The sequence below is a fragment of the Bradyrhizobium sp. 62B genome (genome assembly GCF_030272265.2).
Lineage (GTDB): Bacteria > Pseudomonadota > Alphaproteobacteria > Rhizobiales > Xanthobacteraceae > Bradyrhizobium.
In genome coordinates, this window is record NZ_CP092841.2 from 4,480,970 (window position 1) to 4,502,844 (window position 21,875).

A 21,875-nucleotide genomic window follows, 5' to 3' on the forward strand; every position below is an offset into this window, starting at 1 on the left:
GCCACGCTAGGTGACTTCCGCCCCGCCCCGGCCAGACGGCAACGCCTCTTGATCGCAGGGAGATTCGAGAAATGCGAAGCGGAAATGGAGACCCCCGCGTTTGCGGCGCGGGGGTATTGGTCCGTCATGGTTTAGCTATCCGTCAGGCCCTCTCTTCAAGGGGGGCCTGATGAGGAGAACTTATCAAAACCAGAAGGGCATATCCAGCGACGCCGAAGAGACCCCACCCAGGGGCCGGAAGGCCAGGAAGGGTCGCATCAATGACACCGCCCATGAATTCTCCCACCGGTTCGGCGGCGAGCCGGAGGACTGGGTGGACGAGGCCGAGCGGCTGGAGCCACATCAGCCTAAACAGTATCGCGACGACGACCTCACTGGCGCCGGTTTCGCAGAGAAGAAGGCTTACGACTACACCGACAAGGCAGGCAAGCTGCTCTACCAGGTCGTCCGCTATGAGCACCCCGGCATCGCCGGTGCTAAGCACTTCAGGCAGCGGCGCCCCAACTTGAGATCTGATTTGTTCGGCAACGTGCGGTGGCTTGCCGATGCCGGGCTGGTCAAGGTCCCATATAACTGGAAGGCGATCAGCGAGCGGCCGAGCGAGCCGGTCTACTACGTCGAGGGCGAAAAGGACGCCGACACGCTGTCGAGCATCGGGCTGCTGGCAACAACGCTCGCCTCCCAGAGCTGGTCGGCGGCGGCGGCCAAGGCGCTCACCGGCAGGGACGTCATCATCATCCCGGATAAGGACGATAAGGGCAGTGACAATGCCGACAAGGCAATCCGAAACCTCACCGGCTTCGCCGCCTCGATCCGGCTGCTCCGGCTGCCCGGCCTCGGCAGAAGAGAGGATGTCTCGGACTGGCTCACTGCCGGTCACGACAAGGAGGAGCTTCTTAAGCTCGTCGAGGCAACGCCGTCGCTCAGCCTAAAGCTAAGGCCGCTCGACTTCTCCGAGCTATCGCCGGACATTATCCCCGCCAGGGACTGGCTCTACGGCCGTAGCTACATCCGCCAGTATCTCTCTCTGCTGCTCTCCCTCGGCGGCAGCGGAAAGTCATCTAAGGTCGTCGTCGAGTCGCTGGCCATGGTTTCCGGGAAGGCACTGCTCGGCCTCAACCCGAGTGGCAGGTTGAGGGTCTGGTACCACAACGGCGAGGATCCGATGGACGAGCTTCACCGGAGGTTCGCGGCAGCAGTGCGTCACCACAAGCTCTCTGCCGAAGATATCGGCAACCGTCTGTTCATCACGTCAGGCCGGACCTGGCCGATCATACTGGCCGAGCAGGACGAGCGGCGGCGTGCCATCTCCAACAAGCAAGTGGTCGACGACCTGATCTCCCAGCTTAGGGAGAGGAAGATCGACGTCATGATCCTCGACCCGTTCGCCAGCTGCCACAGGGTCAGCGAGAACTCGAACGACGACGTTCAGGTGGTCGCCGAGGCCATGGCTGCGATAGCAGAGCGGGCGGGCTGCGCAGTCATGGTGGTCCACCACACCAGGAAGGGCGGCGGCGACGAGAGGACGGCGGAGGATGGCAGAGGTGCCGTGGCACTGATCAACGCCGCCCGCTCCTGCCAGGTCATCAACACCATGACGAAGCATGAGGCAGAGAAGGCCGAGATAGAGGAGTCAGAGCGGCGGCTCTACTTCCGCGCTGATGACGGTAAGCCGAACCTTGCTAGGCCGAGTGAGTGGGCAGACTGGTACAGGCTCATCAGTCACGACCTGGGGAATGGCAAGGGTCGAGACTTCGACCAGGGCGACAGCGTCGGCGTCGTCGAGTCATGGAGCTTCCCGAGAACTGCAGAAATCCGGTTGATAGAAATCTTAAGAGTGATGGCCGTCATCCGATCCGGCGGACCGTGGCGGCTCTCCTCTCAGGCATCCAGCGAGCCCTGGGTGGGCATCCCGATAGCCGAGACGCTGGACCGCGACCTGGGGAAGCCCGCGCACAAGAAGGAGATCAACGGTCTGATCAAGGCATGGATCAACCAGAAATGGCTGAAGGTCGTCCTTCGAGAAGACCGAAAGAGAATCGAGAGGGAGTACGTCGAGGTCGGCAAACCACCTTCTGCCCCAGGTTCAGAAGGCGGGGAGGAGAAGGAAGAAGCGGATCGGCTGTAAGCCCTTGTACTGGCTAAGTTTCTACAGGTTCTTGAGGTGGGGCAAACCCACCTGGGGAAGTGAGGCATCCCCTACTGCCTCACCACCTTCTCACCCCTTTAGGGGTGAAGGTGGGGGCATAGGGGTGCCGGTAGGTTTTCAAACCCCTTCCCTGCCTTCCCCCGGCTTTCAAGGGGGGTTCTATGTCGACCCGGACCCCTGACGCCGGGCCAGCGAAGGTCACTGAAGGGCCGAAGTCCATCGCCTGATGAAGAGGCTTTCAGGCCGCTGAGCGCCTCACGCTGAAACCTGGGAATATAGGAAAAAAGCCCTGCCCTCCCTGCTGCCCTCAACCCGTCATTTTAGAAAATTCCTCTCCGGCCAAGGGCCGAGGGCGGAGGCCCCCGACCTGGGATTTCCGGTCTAGTAGTCCGTGGCTTATCTTCAAGAACTGTAACTTCATCAAGTATTTATACCTGCTTTGCCTCGTCCATCCCCTGCCAGGGTTCCTTGGGGGTAACGCCATGACCCATTTCCCCTGGCACATTGCCCCGCGCTCTGACCTAATTGAGGGAGAAGATTATTCCCTTCAGGTAGGTCGAGGAATGCCCCCAAGAAACCGAAGGTCAGTTAGGCGAAAGCCGGAGGCTCAGAGTCGGGTGACGAACGGGAAGGAGGTCCTGCCGGGCGTCGATGGCCGGAGCCTGATCGCCCGCAGGTTCCGGGACGTGGCCGATGCCGTCGCCGCCGACCAGGGAGGGCCCGATCACCTTAGCGAGACACGGCTTCAGCTAATCCGCCGTTTCGCCGCCAGCGCCGTTGTCGCCGAGCAGATGGAAGCGCAGCTCGCGCTGGGCCATCCCATCGACGTTGCTACTCACTCAACGCTGACGTCGACGATGGTCCGCGTGGCCTCCCGGATCGGAATCAACCGCAGGGCGCGGGAGGTCCTGCCTTCGTTAGAGAGCTATCTCAAGGGCAAGTTGGTCGATGACGACGAGGACGAGACGTGATCTCCATCCTCGACGCAGCCTGCGACCCACACCTCTTCGCGCCTTGGTTTAAGAACCGCAAATCGTGGGCCGCGTGGTTTGCCTTTCTTGCTACGCTGTTCGCGCTCGATATGACCGAGGAGCAAGCCTCAATCTATCGAGCCTGCACCGGGCGCGGCGCGCTGCCCACCACAGCGGCAATCGAGGCCTGGCTGGCAGTCGGAAGAAGGGGCGGCAAATCGTTTGTTTTGGCAATGCTCGCCGTATTCATTGCCTGCTTTCGCGACTACCGACAATTCCTGGCGCCCGGCGAGCGCGGCACGATCATGGTCATCGCCCGCGACCGGATGCAGGCTCGCATAATCGTCCGGTACATCAGAGCACTGCTGCACGTTCCACTCCTCGCCCAGATGATCGAGCGCGAGACGGCGGAGGCGTTCGACCTCGACAAACAGATCACCATCGAGGTTCACGTCGCCTCGTTCCGGAGCACATTGCCGCGCTCTGCGACGAGATTGCATTCTGGCCGACCGACGACGCGGCAGAGCCAGACTTCGAGATCATCAATGCTCTGCGGCCCGGCATGGCGCAATTCCCAAACTCGCTGCTCCTCTGCGCCTCCAGTCCCTATGCCCGACGCGGAGCGCTGTGGGACGCTCACCGCAGACACTTCGGCCGCGATGCTGATCCGGTACTGGTTTGGCAAGCACCAACCAGGGTGATGAACCCGACGATCCCGCAGTGCCTGATTGACCAGGCGTATGAGCGCGATCCCGCCTCTGCGAGCGCCGAGTTCGGCGCGGAGTTCAGATCCGACGTCGAGTCCTTCATCAACCTCGAAGCCGTGCAGGCGTGCATTAGCAGGGGCACGTTGGAGCGCCACCCCAGATCAGGCTTACGCTACCTCGCCTTCACTGACCCGAGTGGCGGATCGTCTGACAGCTTCACGCTCGCCGTAGCTCATCGAGAGGACGATAGCCTGATCCTGGACTGCCTTCGCGAGATCAGGCCACCGTTCTCACCGGAAGCCGCAATTGCGGAGTTCGCCTCTACCTGCAGGTCCTACCGGATCTCGCGGATCATAGGTGACAGGTACGCAGGCGAGTTTCCACGAGAGCAGTTTCGCAAGCAAGGCATCGGCTACGATGTCTCGAACAAGTCGAAAAGCGATCTGTATCTGGACTTGCTACCTCTCCTAAATAGCTGCCGGGTTGAACTGCTCGACAACCCGAAACTCACCACACAGCTGATCGCCCTCGAGCGGCGCACCGCCAGGAGCGGTAAGGAGTCAATCGACCATCCTCCCGGGGCTCACGACGACCTGGCCAACGCTGTCGCTGGCGTCCTCGCCTCCAACCTCGTGCTTCGTCCGCGGCTCCGGATTTTTACCTATCCGGTGGTGGGCAGCACGCCGGGGTGCGAGCTCGATCCAAAGACCATGCGCCCGATTGAGCGCGAGCGAATCAGGTGGAGAAAGGTGAACCAATCGCCACGATAGAATTGTTACAACACACAAGGAGACCGCAATGAGGCACTTGAGCCAAAACGAGATAGCCATACGTATCGTACCAACACACCTGCGCTGGCCTGATGCTTCCACGAGCGTTGTCTGGAGGCAACTGCACGAATGCGTCCTGCAATTTTATGAATTCGCGCGAGCCTTTGACGACGACTGTCTGGAGATCGAACAAAGCAAAGTTTTCAGCTCTAACGAGATCGTGCGGCGCCGCGCTGAGGCCGGCCGCGAGGCGATCAGGCAGTTGGCTGGGTTCAGGCCTTTCGAGAGTGCAAGCTCGGCGGTCACGAGGGAAGTCGAGCGGCTGCATCGACGTGAGGACTTGACACCGCAAGAGTCAGAAGCAAAACAGAAGTTGATCAAAGCGCTAGATGATCTACGAGGTGGACTCGCAGCTGTGGAGCGACTTCTGCTGGAGAGGAGTAAACTACGGCAGATCTCTCCGGCTTAACCAACAATCTTATTGAAGTACGTGATATGTCCGATCTCGTCCACATTCGCGCGACCATCCATGTGATGAGCGGGCCTAGCGTCCCTGGCCCTTAGTCTTCGTAGGAAGGCTCGGCCTCCAACTTCGAGTGCTAGGCAGTATACTCATTAAGCAGCTGGCCGCCTGATGTCCGCTCAGCCCCTAACAGCGGCGGGAAAGCGGAAGTCTCCGGTGGTCGCTGAAGGGCCACCAGCAGACAATACGCAATGGCCCACCGATCGCCGTTGAATTATCACGAATCTCCTTGCAGCCAGCGCAGCCTCTTGTCGACGCGATGAAGCGCAAGTCCGGGTCCTGCAATCCTCTCCCGCGCATCTGCACGCGCCCATAGTATTGCACCCGTCAATAACACTGCGGAACGCTTAACCCCAAAGCATTCGCCCAATTCCCATCGCCATTTTAGGACCTGAGGAGCCCAAAGGCAGCTCAGTACGAGCGCTTCCCTTCGCACACTTACGATGATTGCCAGTTCCTCTAAAGCTTTCGCTAACCAGACAGTCCTTTTGAGAGCAAACAAGGAGTTGCACAACCGACTTCCTATGCAATCTTAAGGTAACACTCGTATAGGTTGATCACAAAATAAAAGAGCGATCGCGTGACAAAAGAGACCATTGGGATTGGCACGTTGTGCAGGTCCGGCCAGTGCATCAGTTCAGACAAGACGTTGCCCACGAACTCCTCGCTTGCGATTGCTCTAACGATCGCGTGCGGTTCTGTAGGCCTAGCGCTCCGTTACTTCAACCGGGAACACGCCACCAGCGACGCTTTTCAGTTCCTGATCCCTTGGTATATCTTTGCTCGAGATCACGGCTCTGACGCGCTGGCCGAAGCTTTCACAAACTACACCCCGTTTTACAGCTACCTTCTGCTGATCGCCGCCCGTTTTGATTGGCTAGGGCAGCCGCTTTCCCTCGTGAAGATGATCTCGGCAATATTCGAGTTCGGTTGTGCGATTACTGTCGCCTGGATGGTCTGGCGAACCACAAAGCTGCCATTGCGGGCGTGCCTGGCCTTCTCCGCGGTTTGGCTTGCACCGACGGTGATCTTCAATGGTGCAATGTGGGGACAGGCCGATTCGATCTGGACTTTCTTCGCATTGATTTCCGTAGCGATGTTCATGTGGGACCGAAACGGCATTCTGTCATTCGCAGTCGCTTTTGCGGTGAAGGCCCAGGGCGCATTCCTGGGTCCCTTCGTGTTGGGTATGATTCTGCGGCGCAGGATCCACATTGCATGGCTCGCCGCTGTTCCCGTAGTCTACATTATCTTCGCCATTCCGGTTCTCGTCGCGGGTAGATCCTTGGCCTCCGTGCTCTGGGTTTATATGGACCAAGCCAATACCTTTCACCGATTATTCATAAGTGCAGCGAACATCTGGATATTCGCGGCGGACACGCCGTACATAATCGGAGTTGCCATCGGCTTGGTGCTCGCGGCGGCGAGCGGACTTGCCTTATCGATCTTCATCGCGAGCTCCAAACGCTCGGGGCCGGAGTTCATTCTGCTCGTCGCGTGTGTATCGCTCATGCTCATGCCGTACCTACTGCCGAAGATGCACGAGCGCTACTTCTACGCGTTCGAACTTGCGTCCATCGCGCTGTCCTGCATTAATCTGCGCTATCTGCCGTTCGCGGTCATTGCCCAAGTCGACGGTGTATTATCCTATCTCGCATACGATCGCGGAATCGCCATGGGGCTGCCGCCGGCAGCGATCTGCAACACCTTTCTCGCATTTTACCTCGTGCTTGATCTTTGGCGCGGCGAAGCAAGTGAAATTCGCTTTCCGAAGCTTGCCTGGCTTAGCTTCGCCGTCTCGACTGCGGGATTGGTGTGCTATTTAGTGCTCGCAGGAAGCGGGTGGAACATGTCGCCCGTCTACTTGATCGCCACAGGCCTTGCCACGGCCACGACGGTGCGGCTTCTCAAAGAGACGCAGCGCGCCTCGGTCAGCGGTTCGGAAAGGTTGCTTTGAGTCATTCTCGGCAATTGGCGCGTCTTCCATCGAATGCGAAAAGCGGGTGATAGCCCCGCCGTAAAGTTCGATGATCCCACGCGCGTATTGGCGTTGCGTATCCTGGAGTTGCCAGTCGGCGCCTAGCAACGCGTCGTCTGCTCAGGGTCATTCACGTCGGTTTGGCGCCCGGATGCAAATGTCCGGTCTCCCCCCTGTGAGGCGATACATAACTGCACCACGCCAACGGAAGCTAGGGCCAATTGCAGAAGTGAGGATGCAGGTAGTGAAGAGCCGCCCGCCGAGGCGGCCTTACTTCGAGGATCAGTTTTTGATCGCAGCCGCGAGACGGGCAATAACAATGCCCTCTACGTCGCGCACAGTGACGGTAAGGCCAGTACGTTCAGCGATCTTTTGGGCGAGTGCTAGCGCGGCTTGGTTGTTGGGCAAATCTAGACTGATCAACGAGTATTCTTTGGCCTGATTTGTCCAAGTCATTTCGGCGGCTGCAAACCCGGTGACGTGAGCCACTGGTTCATGTGGGAGCCGGTATCGCATTGGCGAGCCTGCCGCAACAGATGGTCGCGTTCGATACCTGGTGCGGCCTCTTCAGCTTTTGCCCGCAAGCGAAGGGCCTCTGCCGCTAGTCGTTCTTCTAACGATTGAGTCTGTTTGAAACGGCGCCGATGCTTGATCATGGGCGCTCCTATCCTGTTTGAGGAAGGCGGGAGCGCAAGAGGCGTTCTCATCACCGATATGTGCCACGGGCCGATCGGTGGTGGAGACAGCATGCGCTTCGCGATGCCGAAACGCCAGTCATTTATTAACCCCAAAGCCGTTTCCAAAATCAAACTAGGCCGCTGGGCTGTCCGCTCAGGGTCAAAAGCGCCGGTTCGAGCCTCGGCCGATGACTTCCGGTCTGCCCCCGACTTCGGACATGTCGCTGCGCCGCGCAAACTGTCGCGAAGGGCCACAAACGGACTCATGGAAACGCAACTATAGTTATTCGATCACTTCGTCAGCACGTGCCAATAGAGTAGATGGCAGAGCCAAGCCAAGCCGCCTGGCTGCCTTCTGGTTGACAATTAGTTCAAATTCGGTTGGAGCCTGCACCGGCAGCTCTGCCGGCTTGGCACCGCGCAGAACCCGATCAACATAGGATGCCGCGCCCATGTACATCTTTTGAATGTTGACTCCGTAGGACATGAGGCCACCAGCCGCACAGTACAAGCGAAGCGGATAGATGGCGGGAAGCCGAGCGTCGGCTACCAGTGCAGTAAAATGATTGCTTTGTTCGGACGTCAAAGCGTCAGGCAAGAAGATCAGCCCGCTCTTGGGCTCGTCCTTGAACGAGCGAATTAGGCGGTGAATATCCGAGGCATCACCGACCGGCGTCTCAATCGAAATAATTCCCACGCGTTTCGCGACATTGCCGATCGCCTCGTGAAAAGCCGCCGAGTTGTTTCCCGGTTCGGGGTTGTAGATCAGGCCGATGTGTTCAACGTTCGGAGCAACTTCCTTCAGCAGCGATACCCACTTGCCGCCCAAGGAGGGTTCAAATGGGGTAAACCCAGTGACGTTGCCGCCCGGTCTTGAGAAGCGCTCGACGTAGTGCATCCCAATTGGATCACTGACCATGGCAAAAACAGTCGGAACGCTGGAATGCTCGGCGTGCAACGCAGCCATCGATGTGTTGGTTGTCGCGAATAGCGCGTCGGGATGCAAAGCGAGCAACTCGCGCGCGTATCTCTGCGACAGATCGGTATCGCCGCCGGTTATCCGATACTCAATCTGAAGATCACCCCCGATCGTCCACCCCCGCGCTTTAAGAACCTCCTCCAATGTGTTCTTGCTTACAGGGCTGCTGATTAGCGCCCCCAGGCGACGAACTCGCTCGCGACCTGCCGCGCGGCGAACGCTCGACAATGTAGCAAGAACCACTATGAAGTCCCGTCGCCTCATTGGATGCCCCAACCTCAAAGAGGCTCTATGCTATCGCTTTCCGAAAGGACCAAATAGAGCTTAATTCGTACTCCGATCAGGATCAAAGTCGAGTAGCGCGCTCCGAAGTTCGCTGTTGGTCAAAACGGCCCTGGCGGTGCTTGGCCGTGAAGGTCAGCTTCGGGTCAGAAGCGGGCTTCAGCTGGGAGCGCCGTGAAGGTCGGCAATGGCCAACAACGGACATCAGCCGGTTGGTATGCCTCAAAAACGCGTTTGGGCTGTCGTTCGATCCATCGTACAATATCCAGTGTGTTGGACTTACGTGCCATGCCGCAAAAGCCGCCAAGCCGGATCGAACGCAGGTTGTCGGCCATACTGGCCGCTGACGTGGCTGGCTATTCGCGGCTCATGCATAGCGACGAAGAGCCTACCCACACCAAACTGGCCGCACTCCTAACTGATGCCGTCAACCCGGCAATCGCCGAACACGGCGGCCGCATCGTGAAGAACACCGGCGACGGGTTCTTGGCGGAGTTTCCGAGCGCGGTTGAGGCTGTACGCGCCGCCATACAGTTTCAGGCCCGCGTCAAGGAACTTACCATCGGTGATGTGGAAGGCACACGTATTGCTTTCCGCGTGGGCGTTAATATTGGCGACGTAATCGTCGAGCCTCGCGACATCTTTGGAGACGGCGTCAACATTGCGGCGCGACTTGAGAGCATCGCGGAACCCGGCGGCATCTGCATCTCGGCTTCAGCCTACGATCATATCCGAGGCAAGGTCGGGGTTGAGTTCGCCGATCTGGGCGAGCAGAACCTAAAAAACATCGACCGGCCGGTCCGAGCTTACGCCGCGATTTTCGCGACCCAAGAGGGAAGCGCGAGGCCGAACCCGCTTTCGCCGCCTCATCTTTCCATCGTGGTGTTGCCTTTCACCAACCTCAGCGGTGATCCGGCGCAAGATTACTTCGTCGATGGTGTGACCGAGAGCTTGACCACGGACTTGTCGCGCATCAGGGGCTCGTTCGTGATCGGCCGCCACACCGCGTTTACCTACAAAGGCAAGGCGGCCGAGCTCAAGAAGATCGGGCGCGAGTTGAACGTCCGCTATGTGCTCGAAGGTTCTGTGCAGCGTAGTAGCAACCGCCTTCGAGTGAACGTGCAGCTTATCGATGCCGAAAGCGGCAATTACCTTTGGGCCGAGCGTTTCGACAAGCCTGTCGCCGATCTATTCGACATGCAGGACGAAATCGTATCCAGGCTTGCAAACACTTTAAATGCGCAACTCATTGCGGCTGAGGCGAGGCGGGCTGAGCGCTCATTGCAGCCCAGCTCTTTAGACCTGTACTTCCGTGGGATGGCGCGTTGGAACAAGAGCTGGACCCCCGAGCAAATGGGGCAAGCGCGAGTCTATTTCGAACGCGCGCTGGAACTCGATACCGAAAATGTAGATGCTTTAGTGGGCATCGCGGCAATCGACACGGCAAGCGCCGTCCATATGATTGTCGATGATGCGGATGTCCGGCTCAAGAGCGCCGAAACAGCGCTTATGAAGGCTTTATCTCTGGCTCCGGAACACGCGCTGGCTCACATGTTTCTGGGCTCGGTCCAATTCTGCACAGGGCGCACAGCACAGGGCATGGCGGAATGCGAACATGCCTTGGCTTTAAACTGGAATTTAGCTGAAGCGCACGTTTGTGTGGGAGCCGCCAAGATATTCGTTGGCCGGGCTCTAGAAACCGAGGCGCATGTACAGGAAGCGCTTCGATTATCCCCGCGTGATGAGGCCATGAATCGCTGGTTGAGTTATGTGGGTAATGCTAAATTGCACCTCGAAGACGATACCGGGGCAATTATGTGGTTACGCCGCTCTCTGAAGGCAAACGCAAATTATCCTTGGGCTCATTTCCAACTCGCCGCTGCGCATGCGCTGTCCGGTGAGCTAGATGAGGCGCGAGCCGCCACGAAAACCGGGCTTGCTCTTGATCCAGTTTTCACGATACGCCGCCTAAAAGCCTTTCCATTCTCCAGCAATGTGCAGTTCCGGACCGGAGCTAAGCGCTTGGTTCGAGGCCTGCGCATGGCCGGGGTGCCGGAGGGGTAATGTCGGAGTCGGGCCACGTGTGGACGGCTCCGGGTTGGCAAGGAGAATCTTCACGTCGCAGTATTGGTCGGAGCAGCCATGTGTTCGGCCTGATAGCGCGTTTCACGTGACCGCTGGCCATAATGCCCTCCGCGGATCAGGTCCCAGTCAAAAGCACGCATTCGATGATGCTGTGGCCCATGTGGGTTGTCCTGATCGCCGGATCGACCGGCGCTGCATTACGTACTGTTCGCCCTCCCAACCGTTACGTCACGCCGGCATGTCCGCGTAATCTCGTTTACGCCATGAGAGCGGCGGGTTCCTTGTAGCGTTCGTTCCTCGCCATCATCGCCCAGGCTATCCTGGCGAGTTTGTTGGCGAGCGCGATGGCAGCGACCTTGGTAGCTCGCCGCGCCAGCAATGCGGTGAGCTAAGGCCAATGCCCCGTTCCATGGATCTTGGCATAGCGGATCACGGCGAGTGCGCCGGCCCTGAACAGGCTGCGCAAATAGCGATCGCCCTGCTTGCTGATACTGCCAAGCTTGTCCTTGCCTCCGCTTGAGTTCTGCTTCGGCACGAGGCCAACCCAGGCCGAGAAGTCCCGGCCTGATCGGAACGCCTTGGCATCAGCAACGCTCGCGACCAGCGCCGTTGCCAGCGCCGGACCGACACCAGGATTCGCGTCCAGCCGTTTGCTCGTCGCGCTCGATCGATGCCAGGCGACAATGCGCCTGTCGAACTCCAGGATTTGGGCCTTCAGCGCCCGCAACTGACTGCCGAGAGCCTCAAGACACGCGCGGGCCACCACCGGGAGCCGGCGGTCAGCTGTATCGGCGACTACTTCCAGCAACTGCTCGACGCCCCGGCGCCCGACCGGGGCGACAATCCCGAACTCGGCAAGATAGGCGCGGATTGAATTGATGACGGCAGTCTGCTGGCGGATGAAGAGTTGGCGCGCTCGATGAAGCATCAGACAGCTCTGTTGCTCGACCGTCTTGGTCGGCACGAACCGCATGGTGGGTCTCGTGACCGCTTCACAAATGGCCTCCGCGTCGGTGCTGTCGTTCTTTTGCCGCTTGACGTACGGCTTCACATAGGCCGGAGGCATCAATCGCACCGTATGTCCCAACGCCTGCAACTCACGGGACCAATAATGAGATGATGCGCAAGCCTCGATCCCCACCAGGCACGGCGGCAACTTCTCAAAGAAGGACAGCACGAAACGGCGCTTGAGCTGACGCCGTATGACCACTTGCCCGGCTGCATCGACGCCGTGCACTTGAAAGACCGACTTCGCAATATCCAGACCGATCGTCGAAATTGACTGCATAGGCCGCTCCTCCGAATCGTGGGAGCTTCAAAAACGGGAGCGACCCTCTGAGCCGGTCCCGCAAGTCGGCTTGGGGTCAAAACGAAGAACTCAGGTTGAGCAAATCTGGTCCGCTCTGGCTCAACGAGCGGACTTCCGACCGCCGAGGCGCAACTTCGCAGATGGGCCAACAGCGGAAGTAGGAGCGGATCATTCGATCACCTCGTCGGCGCGCGCAAGCAGAGAAAGTGGGATGACGGTCCCCAATGCCTTCGCGGTCTTTAGATTGATGGCCAGCACGAACTTGATCGGTTGTTCGATGGGGAGGTCGCTCGGTCTCGCGCCTTTCAGGATCTTGTCGACATAGCTCGCGGCGCGACGGAACAGATCGTCGGTATCGGCGCCGTAGGAGATCAGCCCGCCCTTTTCCAGAAAGGATCGGAATGGATACATCCCGGGCAACTGCTGTTCGAGTGCATGATCGGCGATGGCGGCTTTCAAGTTGACGGTCATTGGATCGCCGAGGATCAGAATGGCGTCGGGCCGGTCTGCCTTCAACTCCGCGAAAACACCGTCGAGATCAGCCGGCCCTCGCATTCCCTTTGACTGGAGCTGAATGCCCAGAGCTTGCGCGGCGGCTGTCAATTCAGCCCAGTCCTTGAGCTTCTGAGCAACATTTGCATTCCACAGGACGGCGACGCGTGCGACGGCGGGAACGCACTCCTTCAGCAGTTCGAGCTGCTTGCGGGCGAGTTCGGGATGCATCTGGGACAGGCCGGTTATCATCCCCCCCGGCTTTGCCAGGCTGCTGACGTCACCCATGCCGACGGGATCGCCGTGGACGCCGAAGACGATGGGAATCTGCCCCTTCGCTGCGGCGTTTGCCGCCCTCGTCTCCGGTCCTGAGATAGCGAGGATAACGTCAGGCTTTTGCTTGCATAGCTCCACGGCGAGGCCCGAAAGGCGGTCAAGATATCCGTCTGCCGCGAAATAGAGGATCTCGATGTTTTGGCCGGGCTTCCAGCCCAGATCGCCCAGGCCCTCTTCGAATGGCGCCAGCCGGGTCATCGAGAGGCCAGACAAGACTCCTACCTTGCGTTTGGGCTTCTTTTCGTCGGCGAGAACCGACCCAAGGCTCCAAGCAAACGCGGTGCCGCCGAGCACAGCGATTAAGGCGCGCCGCTCCATCCGATCACCTGGCCGTGCTACGTTCAAGTCACATCTGAGCACACAGCGCACCATTTTGGCTAGTCAAGCAAAGGTCCGCAACGGGTCAAAATCGGCTGTCGGCGGACGCCGCCGCGCAGGTCAGCTACGGGCCAGAAGGAGACATCGCGCGACCTACGTCAGTCCCGCTAGTCACACAGCCTTTATGCATCTTGCTGCGCTTGGCTCGTCTTCGATAGCCAGCAACAAACTGCGGTTGGAACTGCTCCAACCAATCCGATGAGTACCGGGTCGTTTCTAACTTCCGCTCTCAAGCCAAAGACATAAGCTGTCACCAATGAAAGAATAAACCCTGTTGTCGCTGTGACCGTGATGCTTACAAAGGTTGGTTTTTGCGACAAATACCAGTCCATTGCAGACAAAAGGCACGCGGGTACTATCGCAACGAAGTAGGCGATCCCAAGCATTCCATATAGTGCCCGGAACGTCGGAAGCTCCGGTCTCGCAACCAGGCCGGGGACCAAGAAAGCAAGCAGCGCCAATGGAGGTAAAAGACCCGGAAATATTAGAAGTCGCTTCATGGCCACTACTGTAGCCTGAAAATCTGTATGTCTTTGTGCAAATTCTCAGGAGATTTCCTGCATTGCCGAAGCGAGCCGCCAGTTCTGCAATGGGTCAATCGCGTCGATTTGGCGCTGGATGCAAACCTTCCGGTCTACCCCTGTGAGCCGACATACAGCTGCACCGCGCCAACGGAAGCGATGGGCCATGTGTGGACGGCTCCGGGTTGGCAAGGAGAATCTTCACGTCGCAGTATTGGTCGGAGCAGCCATGTGTTCGGCCTGATAGCGCGTTTCACGTGACCGCTGGCCATAATGCCCTCCGCGGATCAGGTCCCAGTCAAAAGCACGCATTCGATGATGCTGTGGCCCATGTGGGTTGTCCTGATCGCCGGATCGACCGGCGCTGCATTACGTACTGTTCGCCCTCCCAACCGTTACGTCACGCCGGCGATGTCGACGCAATCTCGTTTAGCCCGCCAGCGCGGCCGGCTCGTGGTAGCGTTCGTTCCTCGCAATCATCGCCCAGGCCATCCTGCCAAAAACGCCTCTCGCACATCAATTGCCATTTTGCCAAACGTAGGAATGCCGCCGTCGCGTTTGCGCTGGTCAATAGGATTGAGACCTTGGGCAATCTTACGGCGGGCGCTTGCCGCCTTCTCGCGACCATCGGCCAGGGGCACGCTGGCGGCGCTCGCCAGCCTATCTCCTTGGCCCTACCGCGCCAGGTGAAACGCAGGACCCAGTTACGAGAGCCGGTGTCGGAAACGATCAGATACAGGTTGCCGCCATTAATTGCTTCTGCGTGCCATCTCGCGCGGTGGCCGCCCCGCCGCATGTTGCGAAGCAACGTAAGCCTGCGGTGACGACGACGCGAGGCACGGCTGTGACTTGAAGCAGCCTTCAGCTCCCCCAGGGGCTGGACGGCGCGGTGGCCGCCTTCGACAGTATGGTTCGATGAAGCCGGACGGACGTCGCACGATCAAGGCAGGAGGATAAGGCAGCCAGGTCGATTGTGACCCGAGACCCTAAGGTGTTAAAAGCATTGAGATGGCCTCGATGTTGACGCGTCGTTCCAAGCGTAGATCACGTGAGGGGCTGATCCCGCCGCATCCTGGATACCACAGAACCCCAATTCGGAGTGCGCACAAGCAGAAGTTCTGGACTCAGACTTCTATTGCGCTAGAATTTTTCACGTTAGAGATGCATGGCAAAGTTTCATGAAGACTGATCGGACAGCTAAACAGCGCGCTCGGTACTCGTTGATGCGGGGTGTTGCGCAATGTGCTAGCTTAGTAATGCTGATCGCCGCCACTACCGGCCCCGACGCTTTTGCGCAAAAACGGGGCCTTGGCCATTTGTTGGATGATGTGGCACCCATACAGCTACCCCGCAAGCGCGACATTGAGATGCCTTCCACATCTCGATACATCGAAGCACCAAATTCCACGATGCGCGGCGCATCCAGCATTAATCCTAGGACAGACGCGCTTCTTAAGAATTTGCATGAGATTGAAACGGAACCTCGACTTCGCCTGTCTACGGCCGGAGAACCGACCATACGTGCTAGTCGTAGTTCGTCTTCTCTGTCACTTGATGAATATAGTGCATTACACGCAGCCGTGCCGCACTGGGATCGACCCAGCATACTAGTTGATCGCGAGGACTTGTATCATCCAATCGAGCTGAAAGGCATTATTGATAAGGGATACTCGCTTCATGTGCGCGACGTATTGGAAAAAAAATCTGTTCGTGTAGAGAAAGACCGGAACGGAGACCTCGAAGTACTTATTGATCTTCGCCCAAATCTCTCCGTCTCCAATGATGTATTCATCAACCGCTCCTCCCTCTCGCAAGTGTCTGCAAGAGACATGGTTGAAAATATGCGTGTGGTGCTGTTGGCAGACGGACGAGACGTTGCTCAGATTGCTGAATTTAAGAGCGTTGTTGGGTCTAGCTTATTCGTTCCCAAATCGGCGGATGAACTGTTCGAATATATTCGTCTAAATCCGCGCGAGTTCTACGTTGTAGTCGGTCATTCCGAAGGTGCGGCTTTTCACGTGAACAACACGTCGGGCAGCATGCTTTTCAAGGTAGATTTCGACAAACTTGGCACTCAAGTACACGCCTCTGATAGCGCCCTTCTCAATCTGAGTTGCTCCGCGGCTTGCAATGCATCCATTTCGGGGGCCACGGCTCAACTGACGTCAAGAGACGTCGTCGATATGCTTCGTCATCGTAAGGACAAGGATTTATTGTCTCTGCTTGACGACCTCGGTAGCCAAAGCGGCACACCAATGGTGGTTCGGAGGGACCTATTACACGGCGCCACTTTGTTGGCCGAACCTGATAGAACAAAGTTGGTGCGACCGGGTCCCATCAATTCAGTGCATTTTGAAACCAAGACCCACTCCGCTTCGAGTCTTGTGCCGTTGTTGTTAAAAACGGAATCGATTAGCCAAACGAAAGAAGGGTCGCACGAAGGTCACTTAGTGGGCACCATATTTGTCACGATTATATTGGTTTGCTTTAGTCCGTTTATCATTTGGGGTGGCGCAGCCCTGCTTATGTTGCTCGCATTTCAAAATCCTTTTGGACTGATGGAGCTTGCGCGGGTGCTCGCAGGTAGAACCAGCTGGGAGGATCATGATGAAGAATCTAAATCATTCCTAACAAGTACGATTGGCGTTTTTATTGTTGGCTCATATGCCTTGGTATGGACTGCTCTTATCTTTTTCAACGCTTGGTTCGGCGCCATAGCAATTTTATTCTTGGCATTTCCAGGCGTGCTTCTGGTTGTCGGATTTGCGCTTGTCTTTGGACTCCTCGACAGCACACACCCCCGACTATATTTCACGGGTAAAGCCAGTCTGGGGGAGTTGGCCGTCAATACCGGTTTTCGAGCGTTTGCCTGGTTTGTACCCGGCTGCTTAATGTTCACCGGATTTGCAACAATGGACAAATACAGCAAGTATGGACTGGGCATGAGTGATATCAATTTTGTCTTCCCGCGTAACGAAGAGATCGCGTGGCTGGGTGTCTACATCGCGATTGCGTTGGGCTTGGCAGAGTTTTTGCGTCGCATTCGTTGGAAGCGGCCGGACTTGGTCACTTTAACTATTGCAATTGGGACTTTGCCTTGGTCGGCGATGAGATCGTTCGACCGGCTTTTGGAGTTGAGGACAAGATGAGCAGCGACCTTGGTGAGTGGGGGCCGATTTTTCGGCTCGCCGCGCGTCGAGAACCTGATCTGCTTAAGGCGCTGGAAGTACAGTTTCCCGAATTCAAGAATTCTATTCGAGGCGTTCGAGTTTATGGTTCTGAAAATGCGAACGCTGATCGGAAGTCACAGGACACCGACCGGAAGTCCCAGCTCGCCGACAGTGTCGTGGACACTGCTTTGGAAGCGGCTCTTTCGGAGACCAGAAATGTATTTGATCTGGTTGAGCGACGAAGCACGCTCTTGCGTCGGCTAAAGTTTGTGGGCGGTGTATTGGCTGCGCTTGCGGGAGGCGGAACAGTGGGTGCCCTTGTTCAAGGAGCACCCAATATTAGCTCCATGACCGCTGCCATTGTCGCTCTAGGAGGCACTATTGTTAGTCTTTATGCCATTTATGTGGATGAGGGCGCGGGCGGTGAAGGAGCGATCTTTCGGATACGGGAAAACCTGGCGACGCACCGTCGAACGGTCATTTTGCTGCGAGGCGAACTGCAGCTCGCGCGGCTGACCGGCGATGGTCCGAAATTGCTCGATGTTGTCAATCAATTGAATATGGTTGCCGCCGACGCTGAATTTGCGCGTGCCAGGCTCGGTGCGTGAAGCAAGATTGAACGGTGCCTCACGTCCTGCGTCCGTTTAGCATCGGGGCGGAGCACCACCTCTCTGCCCGAGAGCACGCCGATGCTGTCATTCTGTAGCCTAGCCCGATGTTATATGCCGAGCACAACGCATCGTGGAATTGGCGGCCACGAACTGGGACCGGTAATCCCCGCGAATTTCCTGTTGTGGGCCGACGATTTAATTGAATGAACGGCGGGATGTCTATTCATGGCCCGTGGCTGCCCTTCTGCAGACAACTGAGGTGTCAGCTTTCAGGTGGCGAGCCGAACAGCGCATTCGGCCTGGCTTGAGGCAGCGTTTGACCATTGCGGGCTCCCAGCTTATCGAACCGCCCATAAACGGCGGGCATCATAAATCAAAGGCGGCCTAATCACGATCCTTTATGGTGTCTAGGCAAAAACAAAATGAAGTGCCGCGCTGCTGAAGCAATATTGCGGAACACAGGCAGGTGGTCCTCGAAGGGTCAATTTCTCAACGAAGATCAGGCGCCAAGAAACCACAAAAACGTTCCAATGACGGAACCTAATGTTCCGGTTTCCTCTTTGAGGAGCAAAATATGAAACCGTCTAGGGACGTCTTGGCGCAGATGTCCATCGACCAGCTTTGGGATCTTTACCGCCAGACCGAGGCCATTCTCCCAGGAAAACTTGCGGTGAAACAAGAGGCGCTAGAGGAGCGGTTGGCCAAGCTCCGCCGCGCGGTTGGGTCTCTTGCGCGGCAAACAGTTGGCACCCGACGGCGCTATCCCCAGGTCCTTCCAAAGTATCGAAACCCGTTAAATGGATCGGAGACTTGGGCCGGACGCGGTAAGCAGCCTCGCTGGGTAACAAACCTATTGAAGTCCGGAAAACGGATCGATGACTTACGTATTGATCGGACCGCGACGTAGCCCGTTCAGTGCCGGCGTCGGATTTCGGCTTTCCTAACTTGCTCTCGGAGTGCTTGCACCTCATCCCATAGCTTGCCGATGTCGGCGATGGATGCGCGCCTCCGATTTAGCTTCTGAAGCTCGACAGCCAGCACAAGCAGGTCTGGCTTAATACGCTTCTGCCTTTTTGAAGCCCGGACCTTTCGTCCCATTTGGGAACAGCTCCGCACGCCCCGATCGACCTCCCCGCTGCGTAGCAAATATTGTGCCGTGACGGATGTATCGTTGATGAACGAGAATTTGTTCCAGCCCTAAGTCGCGTTGGCTAACTGCAATTCGTCCAGCATCGTATAGCCGAACTCCTCCACGGTCAGAAAGTCGGCCAGCATCTGGACGTGAAAAGGATAATGCGCCGTTGTCTCTCTGACCGAGTGCGTGATCATCGGCTGAAAAATGAGAAGCTGATCTTGCTCGGCGGACAATCGCTCGTACTCGTAAGGATCGCCGACAACGTAGAGAGCGTCATTCATTCGCCGCGTCAGGTCGTTGTAGGCATCGACATTTCTTGTCGGGACGCCGCCCGGAGGAATGTACAGCGGAATTCTATGCGCAAGCGCATCCCGGTACTCTATGACGTGCTCAAACCACTCGTCGCGGCTCTTTAGGTAGTTTTGAAACGTAGTGCTCAACGTGGCCCGCACTTCTGTGTTCTGAACGCGCAAGCCTACGCGACTTTTCGGTATCGCCTGCAAACCTCGTTCGTGAACCCAAATCCACGCCAAGTTGTCGACACTGCCATAGACGTTAGCAAAGAATGCTTGCACGTTGATCTGCGCGTCGTACAACACCGGCCGACCGGGGATCGTCTCAGTGGATGGTGGGATCAACTCGAATACGTTCTCTAAGCACCGGCGCAGCGTACCAAACCGCCTCATAAACCCATGTTGCGCATACTCGCGTGCGTTCTCTTGCCTTAATGGCGCGCGCATGAACCGAAGCAGCAGCCGATCGTGTCGTGCTTGCAGTGTTGCCAGCTTCTCTTCGAAGTCAGTCAAATGCGTTGCTTGGAAGAACGGCATATAGGACTTGCAGAAAAGGCTTAGCATATAACGTCATCAGGGAGCGAAGGAGTGATCTGCATGATCACGGCCTTAGTCATCGCGGAATACGCTCCAGACGGCCCGGCCTCCTTCTGAGCGAGATCGCCGAAAAGGGCCCGCCTGACGGCAATTGGAAGGTCGTTTCGCATGATCGTCCCTACGATGCTCATAATTTTCTCGAGGTGCTCTTTGCGTCTTTCCGCGAGTTCCCCCCTATTTAAGTCGAGCAACGTGCGAGTACTCTCCCCTTCCACGGTGCCGCGCGGAAAAATGAGCGATCCAGTAAATAAGAGATGTTGCGCAGGATCGACATTGTATGGATCGATGACGTGCTTCAAAAATGGATCGTGGTCTGACTTATTTTGATTGCATACCTCGCACGCAAGCGTGAGGTTTTCCCACTCTAGCGTTCGAGCAGGGTCAAGCGATTTGGGATAGATGTGCTCCACATCTCCGTGATGAATGTGAAGCAGCTTGCTTTCGCAGTAAGCACACTTGCCGTGGGTCTCATTGACAAGTACGGCCTTGATTTGAGGATGCCGATAGCGGGACTTTTCTGTTTTGGTCGGCTGATCACCCGCAGCAATTTTTGACACGATTGCATGCGTCCAAGCGACCTCGTTGTCCGCCAACACTTGCGGCTTAGGAAGTTTGTGCAGTGCTATCATGCTGCGCCCGCAATCTGGCGGAGAGCATCAGGGTAGTACTCACCCAAACCCGCATCATCGAGCCGTTGCCTCAAGCGCGCAATCTCATCAGAGGTGAGCATCTGTATTTTAAATTCGCTCGCAATTTGGCGAAGGTCACTCTCGGCCCACTCAGGCAGAGTGACTGGCACCCCCAAAACATCTCTCAAAATTTCGCTGGCGGTACCCGCCTTGTTTGCGGCGTCGAGCTTCAAGGAGCTAACGCGACTATTGATGCCGCTTTCGTTCACCACGTCATTAGGATTGTAGCCGAGCACATATACGAACGAGTCGCGGACCGATGACACCATGAACGGACTATGCGTCGCGATAATAAACTGCGCGTTCGGGAATGCTTCGAGCAGCCTTCCCATCAACGCCCTTTGCATTGATGGGTGAAGGTGATTTTCGGGTTCATCGATCGTCACAACAAATTCAGACTTATCGTGAGCATACAGATAGATCTGCCAAGCTAAATCGAAGAGCGACAGAAGCCCACCTGACGCGGCATCTAGGATGAAGTCTCCCGTTTCCGTAACGATGACAACGTCCGGTATCCGGACGTTGATATCCTTGAAGCCGATACTTGGAGGAAGCATCTTCTTCAGAACGCCCTTGAAGCCGTCGAATAGCTCGGCAATCGTCGAATTCCTCTGAACGTACTGATTGCCAGGACCAAAGGTCGCCATCGAGATGATGGCTTCTTTCATCCGGTAGGTCGGGCTGAACTGAGTGTACGAATTCTGAAAGCGCTGGAACGTCTCGTTTCGGTAGATGTCGAATGCTTGTTGGGCGCCGATCGCGTTCGTGGGAATGCTTGCTACTTGCTGGTACTGTGCGCTCGGCCGATGGGATGGGACGTGCAAGCCCAGCACATGAGGTCTATGCTCGATGCTTACATTATAGGTAATCGCGTTAACGTCATTGGGCACATAGATGGAGGATGCCGTTCCGTCGCTGTACTTGAACCCACCTACCTGCGAGCGTGGGGGCAATTCGGGCTGCGTCCACCAACTAAAAATGCCCGGCAAGTAGCTTAAGATACCGGCCTTGGAATAAGCCGGTGTTGCCAAAAGGGGGTATGACCATCCGTAGTGGTCTGAAATCAACCGAAGTAAGGTACTCTTACCTGCGCCATTAGCCCCGGTAATAACCGTGAGACGTGGGTGGAAGTCGATATGGACGTCTTGAAATTGTCGCCAACCGTTAAGCGAGAGACTCTGAAATCGCATTCATGCACACGAGCGGAAAGAGGAAACGCGCGA

General features: G+C 57.1%; 16 protein-coding genes and 1 pseudogene. 10 read left to right on the forward strand and 7 right to left on the reverse strand.

Going from position 1 to position 21,875, the window contains the following annotated elements; genetic code table 11:
- Window positions 1-169 precede the first annotated feature (169 nt).
- From ML401_RS21255 to ML401_RS21280, 6 genes are all read left to right on the forward strand, one after another.
- The gene (locus ML401_RS21255; protein WP_285806782.1) at window positions 170-2,128 is read left to right on the forward strand and encodes an AAA family ATPase; all 1,959 of its coding nucleotides are present in this window, start codon (window positions 170-172) and stop codon (window positions 2,126-2,128) included.
- A gap of 638 nt (window positions 2,129-2,766) precedes the next feature.
- Entirely contained in the window at window positions 2,767-3,120 is a 354-nt protein-coding gene (locus ML401_RS21260; protein ID WP_285806783.1) for a hypothetical protein, read from the forward strand.
- Window positions 3,117-3,821, forward strand: coding sequence for a hypothetical protein (locus tag ML401_RS21265; protein ID WP_376717289.1), 705 nt, complete (start codon window positions 3,117-3,119; stop codon window positions 3,819-3,821). The genes ML401_RS21260 and ML401_RS21265 overlap by 4 nt, the downstream gene beginning before the upstream one ends.
- Entirely contained in the window at window positions 3,821-4,597 is a 777-nt protein-coding gene (locus tag ML401_RS21270) for a hypothetical protein (RefSeq protein ID WP_376717290.1), read from the forward strand. Before ML401_RS21265 ends, ML401_RS21270 begins: the two co-directional genes overlap by 1 nt.
- Window positions 4,598-4,625: 28 nt before the next feature.
- Complete coding sequence (locus ML401_RS21275; RefSeq protein WP_285806784.1) at window positions 4,626-5,066, forward strand: hypothetical protein; 441 nt, start codon at window positions 4,626-4,628, stop codon at window positions 5,064-5,066.
- Window positions 5,067-5,700: 634 nt separating this feature from the next.
- On the forward strand, window positions 5,701-7,077 hold the full coding sequence (locus ML401_RS21280) for a hypothetical protein (RefSeq protein WP_285806785.1): 1,377 nt from the start codon (window positions 5,701-5,703) through the stop codon (window positions 7,075-7,077).
- 473 nt (window positions 7,078-7,550) lie between these two features.
- On the opposite strand, the gene ML401_RS21285 is transcribed toward ML401_RS21280, so the two are convergent.
- Complete coding sequence (locus ML401_RS21285; protein WP_376717291.1) at window positions 7,551-7,754, reverse strand: hypothetical protein; 204 nt, start codon at window positions 7,752-7,754, stop codon at window positions 7,551-7,553.
- 304 nt (window positions 7,755-8,058) lie between these two features.
- A complete protein-coding gene (locus ML401_RS21290) occupies window positions 8,059-8,898 on the reverse strand; it encodes an ABC transporter substrate-binding protein (protein ID WP_285806786.1) in 840 nt (279 codons plus the stop codon).
- A 426-nt stretch (window positions 8,899-9,324) separates the two neighbouring features.
- Here ML401_RS21290 and ML401_RS21295 point away from each other — a divergent pair, with 426 nt between their 5' ends.
- Window positions 9,325-11,100 (forward strand): adenylate/guanylate cyclase domain-containing protein, encoded by a 1,776-nt coding sequence (locus tag ML401_RS21295; RefSeq protein ID WP_285806787.1) that lies wholly within the window; start codon window positions 9,325-9,327, stop codon window positions 11,098-11,100.
- Between the two features lie 277 nt (window positions 11,101-11,377).
- On the opposite strand, the pseudogene ML401_RS21300 reads toward ML401_RS21295, so the two are convergent.
- Both ML401_RS21300 and ML401_RS21305 read right to left on the reverse strand, forming a co-directional pair.
- A pseudogene (locus ML401_RS21300) lies at window positions 11,378-12,409 on the reverse strand (IS110 family transposase).
- Between the two features lie 189 nt (window positions 12,410-12,598).
- Window positions 12,599-13,576: an ABC transporter substrate-binding protein gene (locus ML401_RS21305; RefSeq protein ID WP_285806788.1), complete on the reverse strand. Its 978-nt coding sequence runs from the start codon at window positions 13,574-13,576 to the stop codon at window positions 12,599-12,601.
- Window positions 13,577-15,413: 1,837 nt separating this feature from the next.
- Between ML401_RS21305 and ML401_RS21310 the strand changes: the two genes are divergently transcribed.
- The 3 genes from ML401_RS21310 (at window position 15,414) to ML401_RS21320 (ending at window position 18,845) form a co-directional block, all read left to right on the forward strand.
- Window positions 15,414-17,306: a hypothetical protein gene (locus tag ML401_RS21310; protein WP_285806789.1), complete on the forward strand. Its 1,893-nt coding sequence runs from the start codon at window positions 15,414-15,416 to the stop codon at window positions 17,304-17,306.
- Entirely contained in the window at window positions 17,303-17,935 is a 633-nt protein-coding gene (locus ML401_RS21315) for a hypothetical protein (RefSeq protein ID WP_285806790.1), read from the forward strand. The genes ML401_RS21310 and ML401_RS21315 overlap by 4 nt, the downstream gene beginning before the upstream one ends.
- A gap of 607 nt (window positions 17,936-18,542) precedes the next feature.
- The gene (locus ML401_RS21320) at window positions 18,543-18,845 is read left to right on the forward strand and encodes an H-NS histone family protein (protein ID WP_285806791.1); all 303 of its coding nucleotides are present in this window, start codon (window positions 18,543-18,545) and stop codon (window positions 18,843-18,845) included.
- A 290-nt stretch (window positions 18,846-19,135) separates the two neighbouring features.
- On the opposite strand, the gene ML401_RS21325 is transcribed toward ML401_RS21320, so the two are convergent.
- From ML401_RS21325 to ML401_RS21335, 3 genes are read right to left on the reverse strand one after another with little or no spacing between them, the layout of a single operon-like run.
- On the reverse strand, window positions 19,136-19,903 hold the full coding sequence (locus ML401_RS21325) for a hypothetical protein (RefSeq protein ID WP_285806792.1): 768 nt from the start codon (window positions 19,901-19,903) through the stop codon (window positions 19,136-19,138).
- Between the two features lie 20 nt (window positions 19,904-19,923).
- The gene (locus ML401_RS21330) at window positions 19,924-20,592 is read right to left on the reverse strand and encodes an HNH endonuclease (protein WP_285806793.1); all 669 of its coding nucleotides are present in this window, start codon (window positions 20,590-20,592) and stop codon (window positions 19,924-19,926) included.
- A complete protein-coding gene (locus ML401_RS21335; RefSeq protein ID WP_285806794.1) occupies window positions 20,589-21,842 on the reverse strand; it encodes an AAA family ATPase in 1,254 nt (417 codons plus the stop codon). Before ML401_RS21335 ends, ML401_RS21330 begins: the two co-directional genes overlap by 4 nt.
- Window positions 21,843-21,875 lie beyond the last annotated feature (33 nt).

Bases quoted from the DNA above. Each gene is read 5' to 3' on its own strand.
- ML401_RS21255 (WP_285806782.1), top strand. From the start codon at position 170: ATGAGGAGAACTTATCAAAACCAGAAGGGCATATCCAGCGACGCCGAA.
- ML401_RS21270 (WP_376717290.1), top strand. From the start codon at position 3,821: ATGAACCCGACGATCCCGCAGTGCCTGATTGACCAGGCGTATGAGCGC.
- ML401_RS21275 (WP_285806784.1), top strand. From the start codon at position 4,626: ATGAGGCACTTGAGCCAAAACGAGATAGCCATACGTATCGTACCAACA.
- ML401_RS21285 (WP_376717291.1), bottom strand. From the start codon at position 7,754: ATGATCAAGCATCGGCGCCGTTTCAAACAGACTCAATCGTTAGAAGAA.
- ML401_RS21295 (WP_285806787.1), top strand. From the start codon at position 9,325: ATGCCGCAAAAGCCGCCAAGCCGGATCGAACGCAGGTTGTCGGCCATA.
- ML401_RS21305 (WP_285806788.1), bottom strand. From the start codon at position 13,576: ATGGAGCGGCGCGCCTTAATCGCTGTGCTCGGCGGCACCGCGTTTGCT.
- ML401_RS21310 (WP_285806789.1), top strand. From the start codon at position 15,414: ATGCTGATCGCCGCCACTACCGGCCCCGACGCTTTTGCGCAAAAACGG.
- ML401_RS21315 (WP_285806790.1), top strand. From the start codon at position 17,303: ATGAGCAGCGACCTTGGTGAGTGGGGGCCGATTTTTCGGCTCGCCGCG.
- ML401_RS21320 (WP_285806791.1), top strand. From the start codon at position 18,543: ATGTCCATCGACCAGCTTTGGGATCTTTACCGCCAGACCGAGGCCATT.
- ML401_RS21325 (WP_285806792.1), bottom strand. From the start codon at position 19,903: ATGCCGTTCTTCCAAGCAACGCATTTGACTGACTTCGAAGAGAAGCTG.
- ML401_RS21330 (WP_285806793.1), bottom strand. From the start codon at position 20,592: ATGATAGCACTGCACAAACTTCCTAAGCCGCAAGTGTTGGCGGACAAC.
- ML401_RS21335 (WP_285806794.1), bottom strand. From the start codon at position 21,842: ATGCGATTTCAGAGTCTCTCGCTTAACGGTTGGCGACAATTTCAAGAC.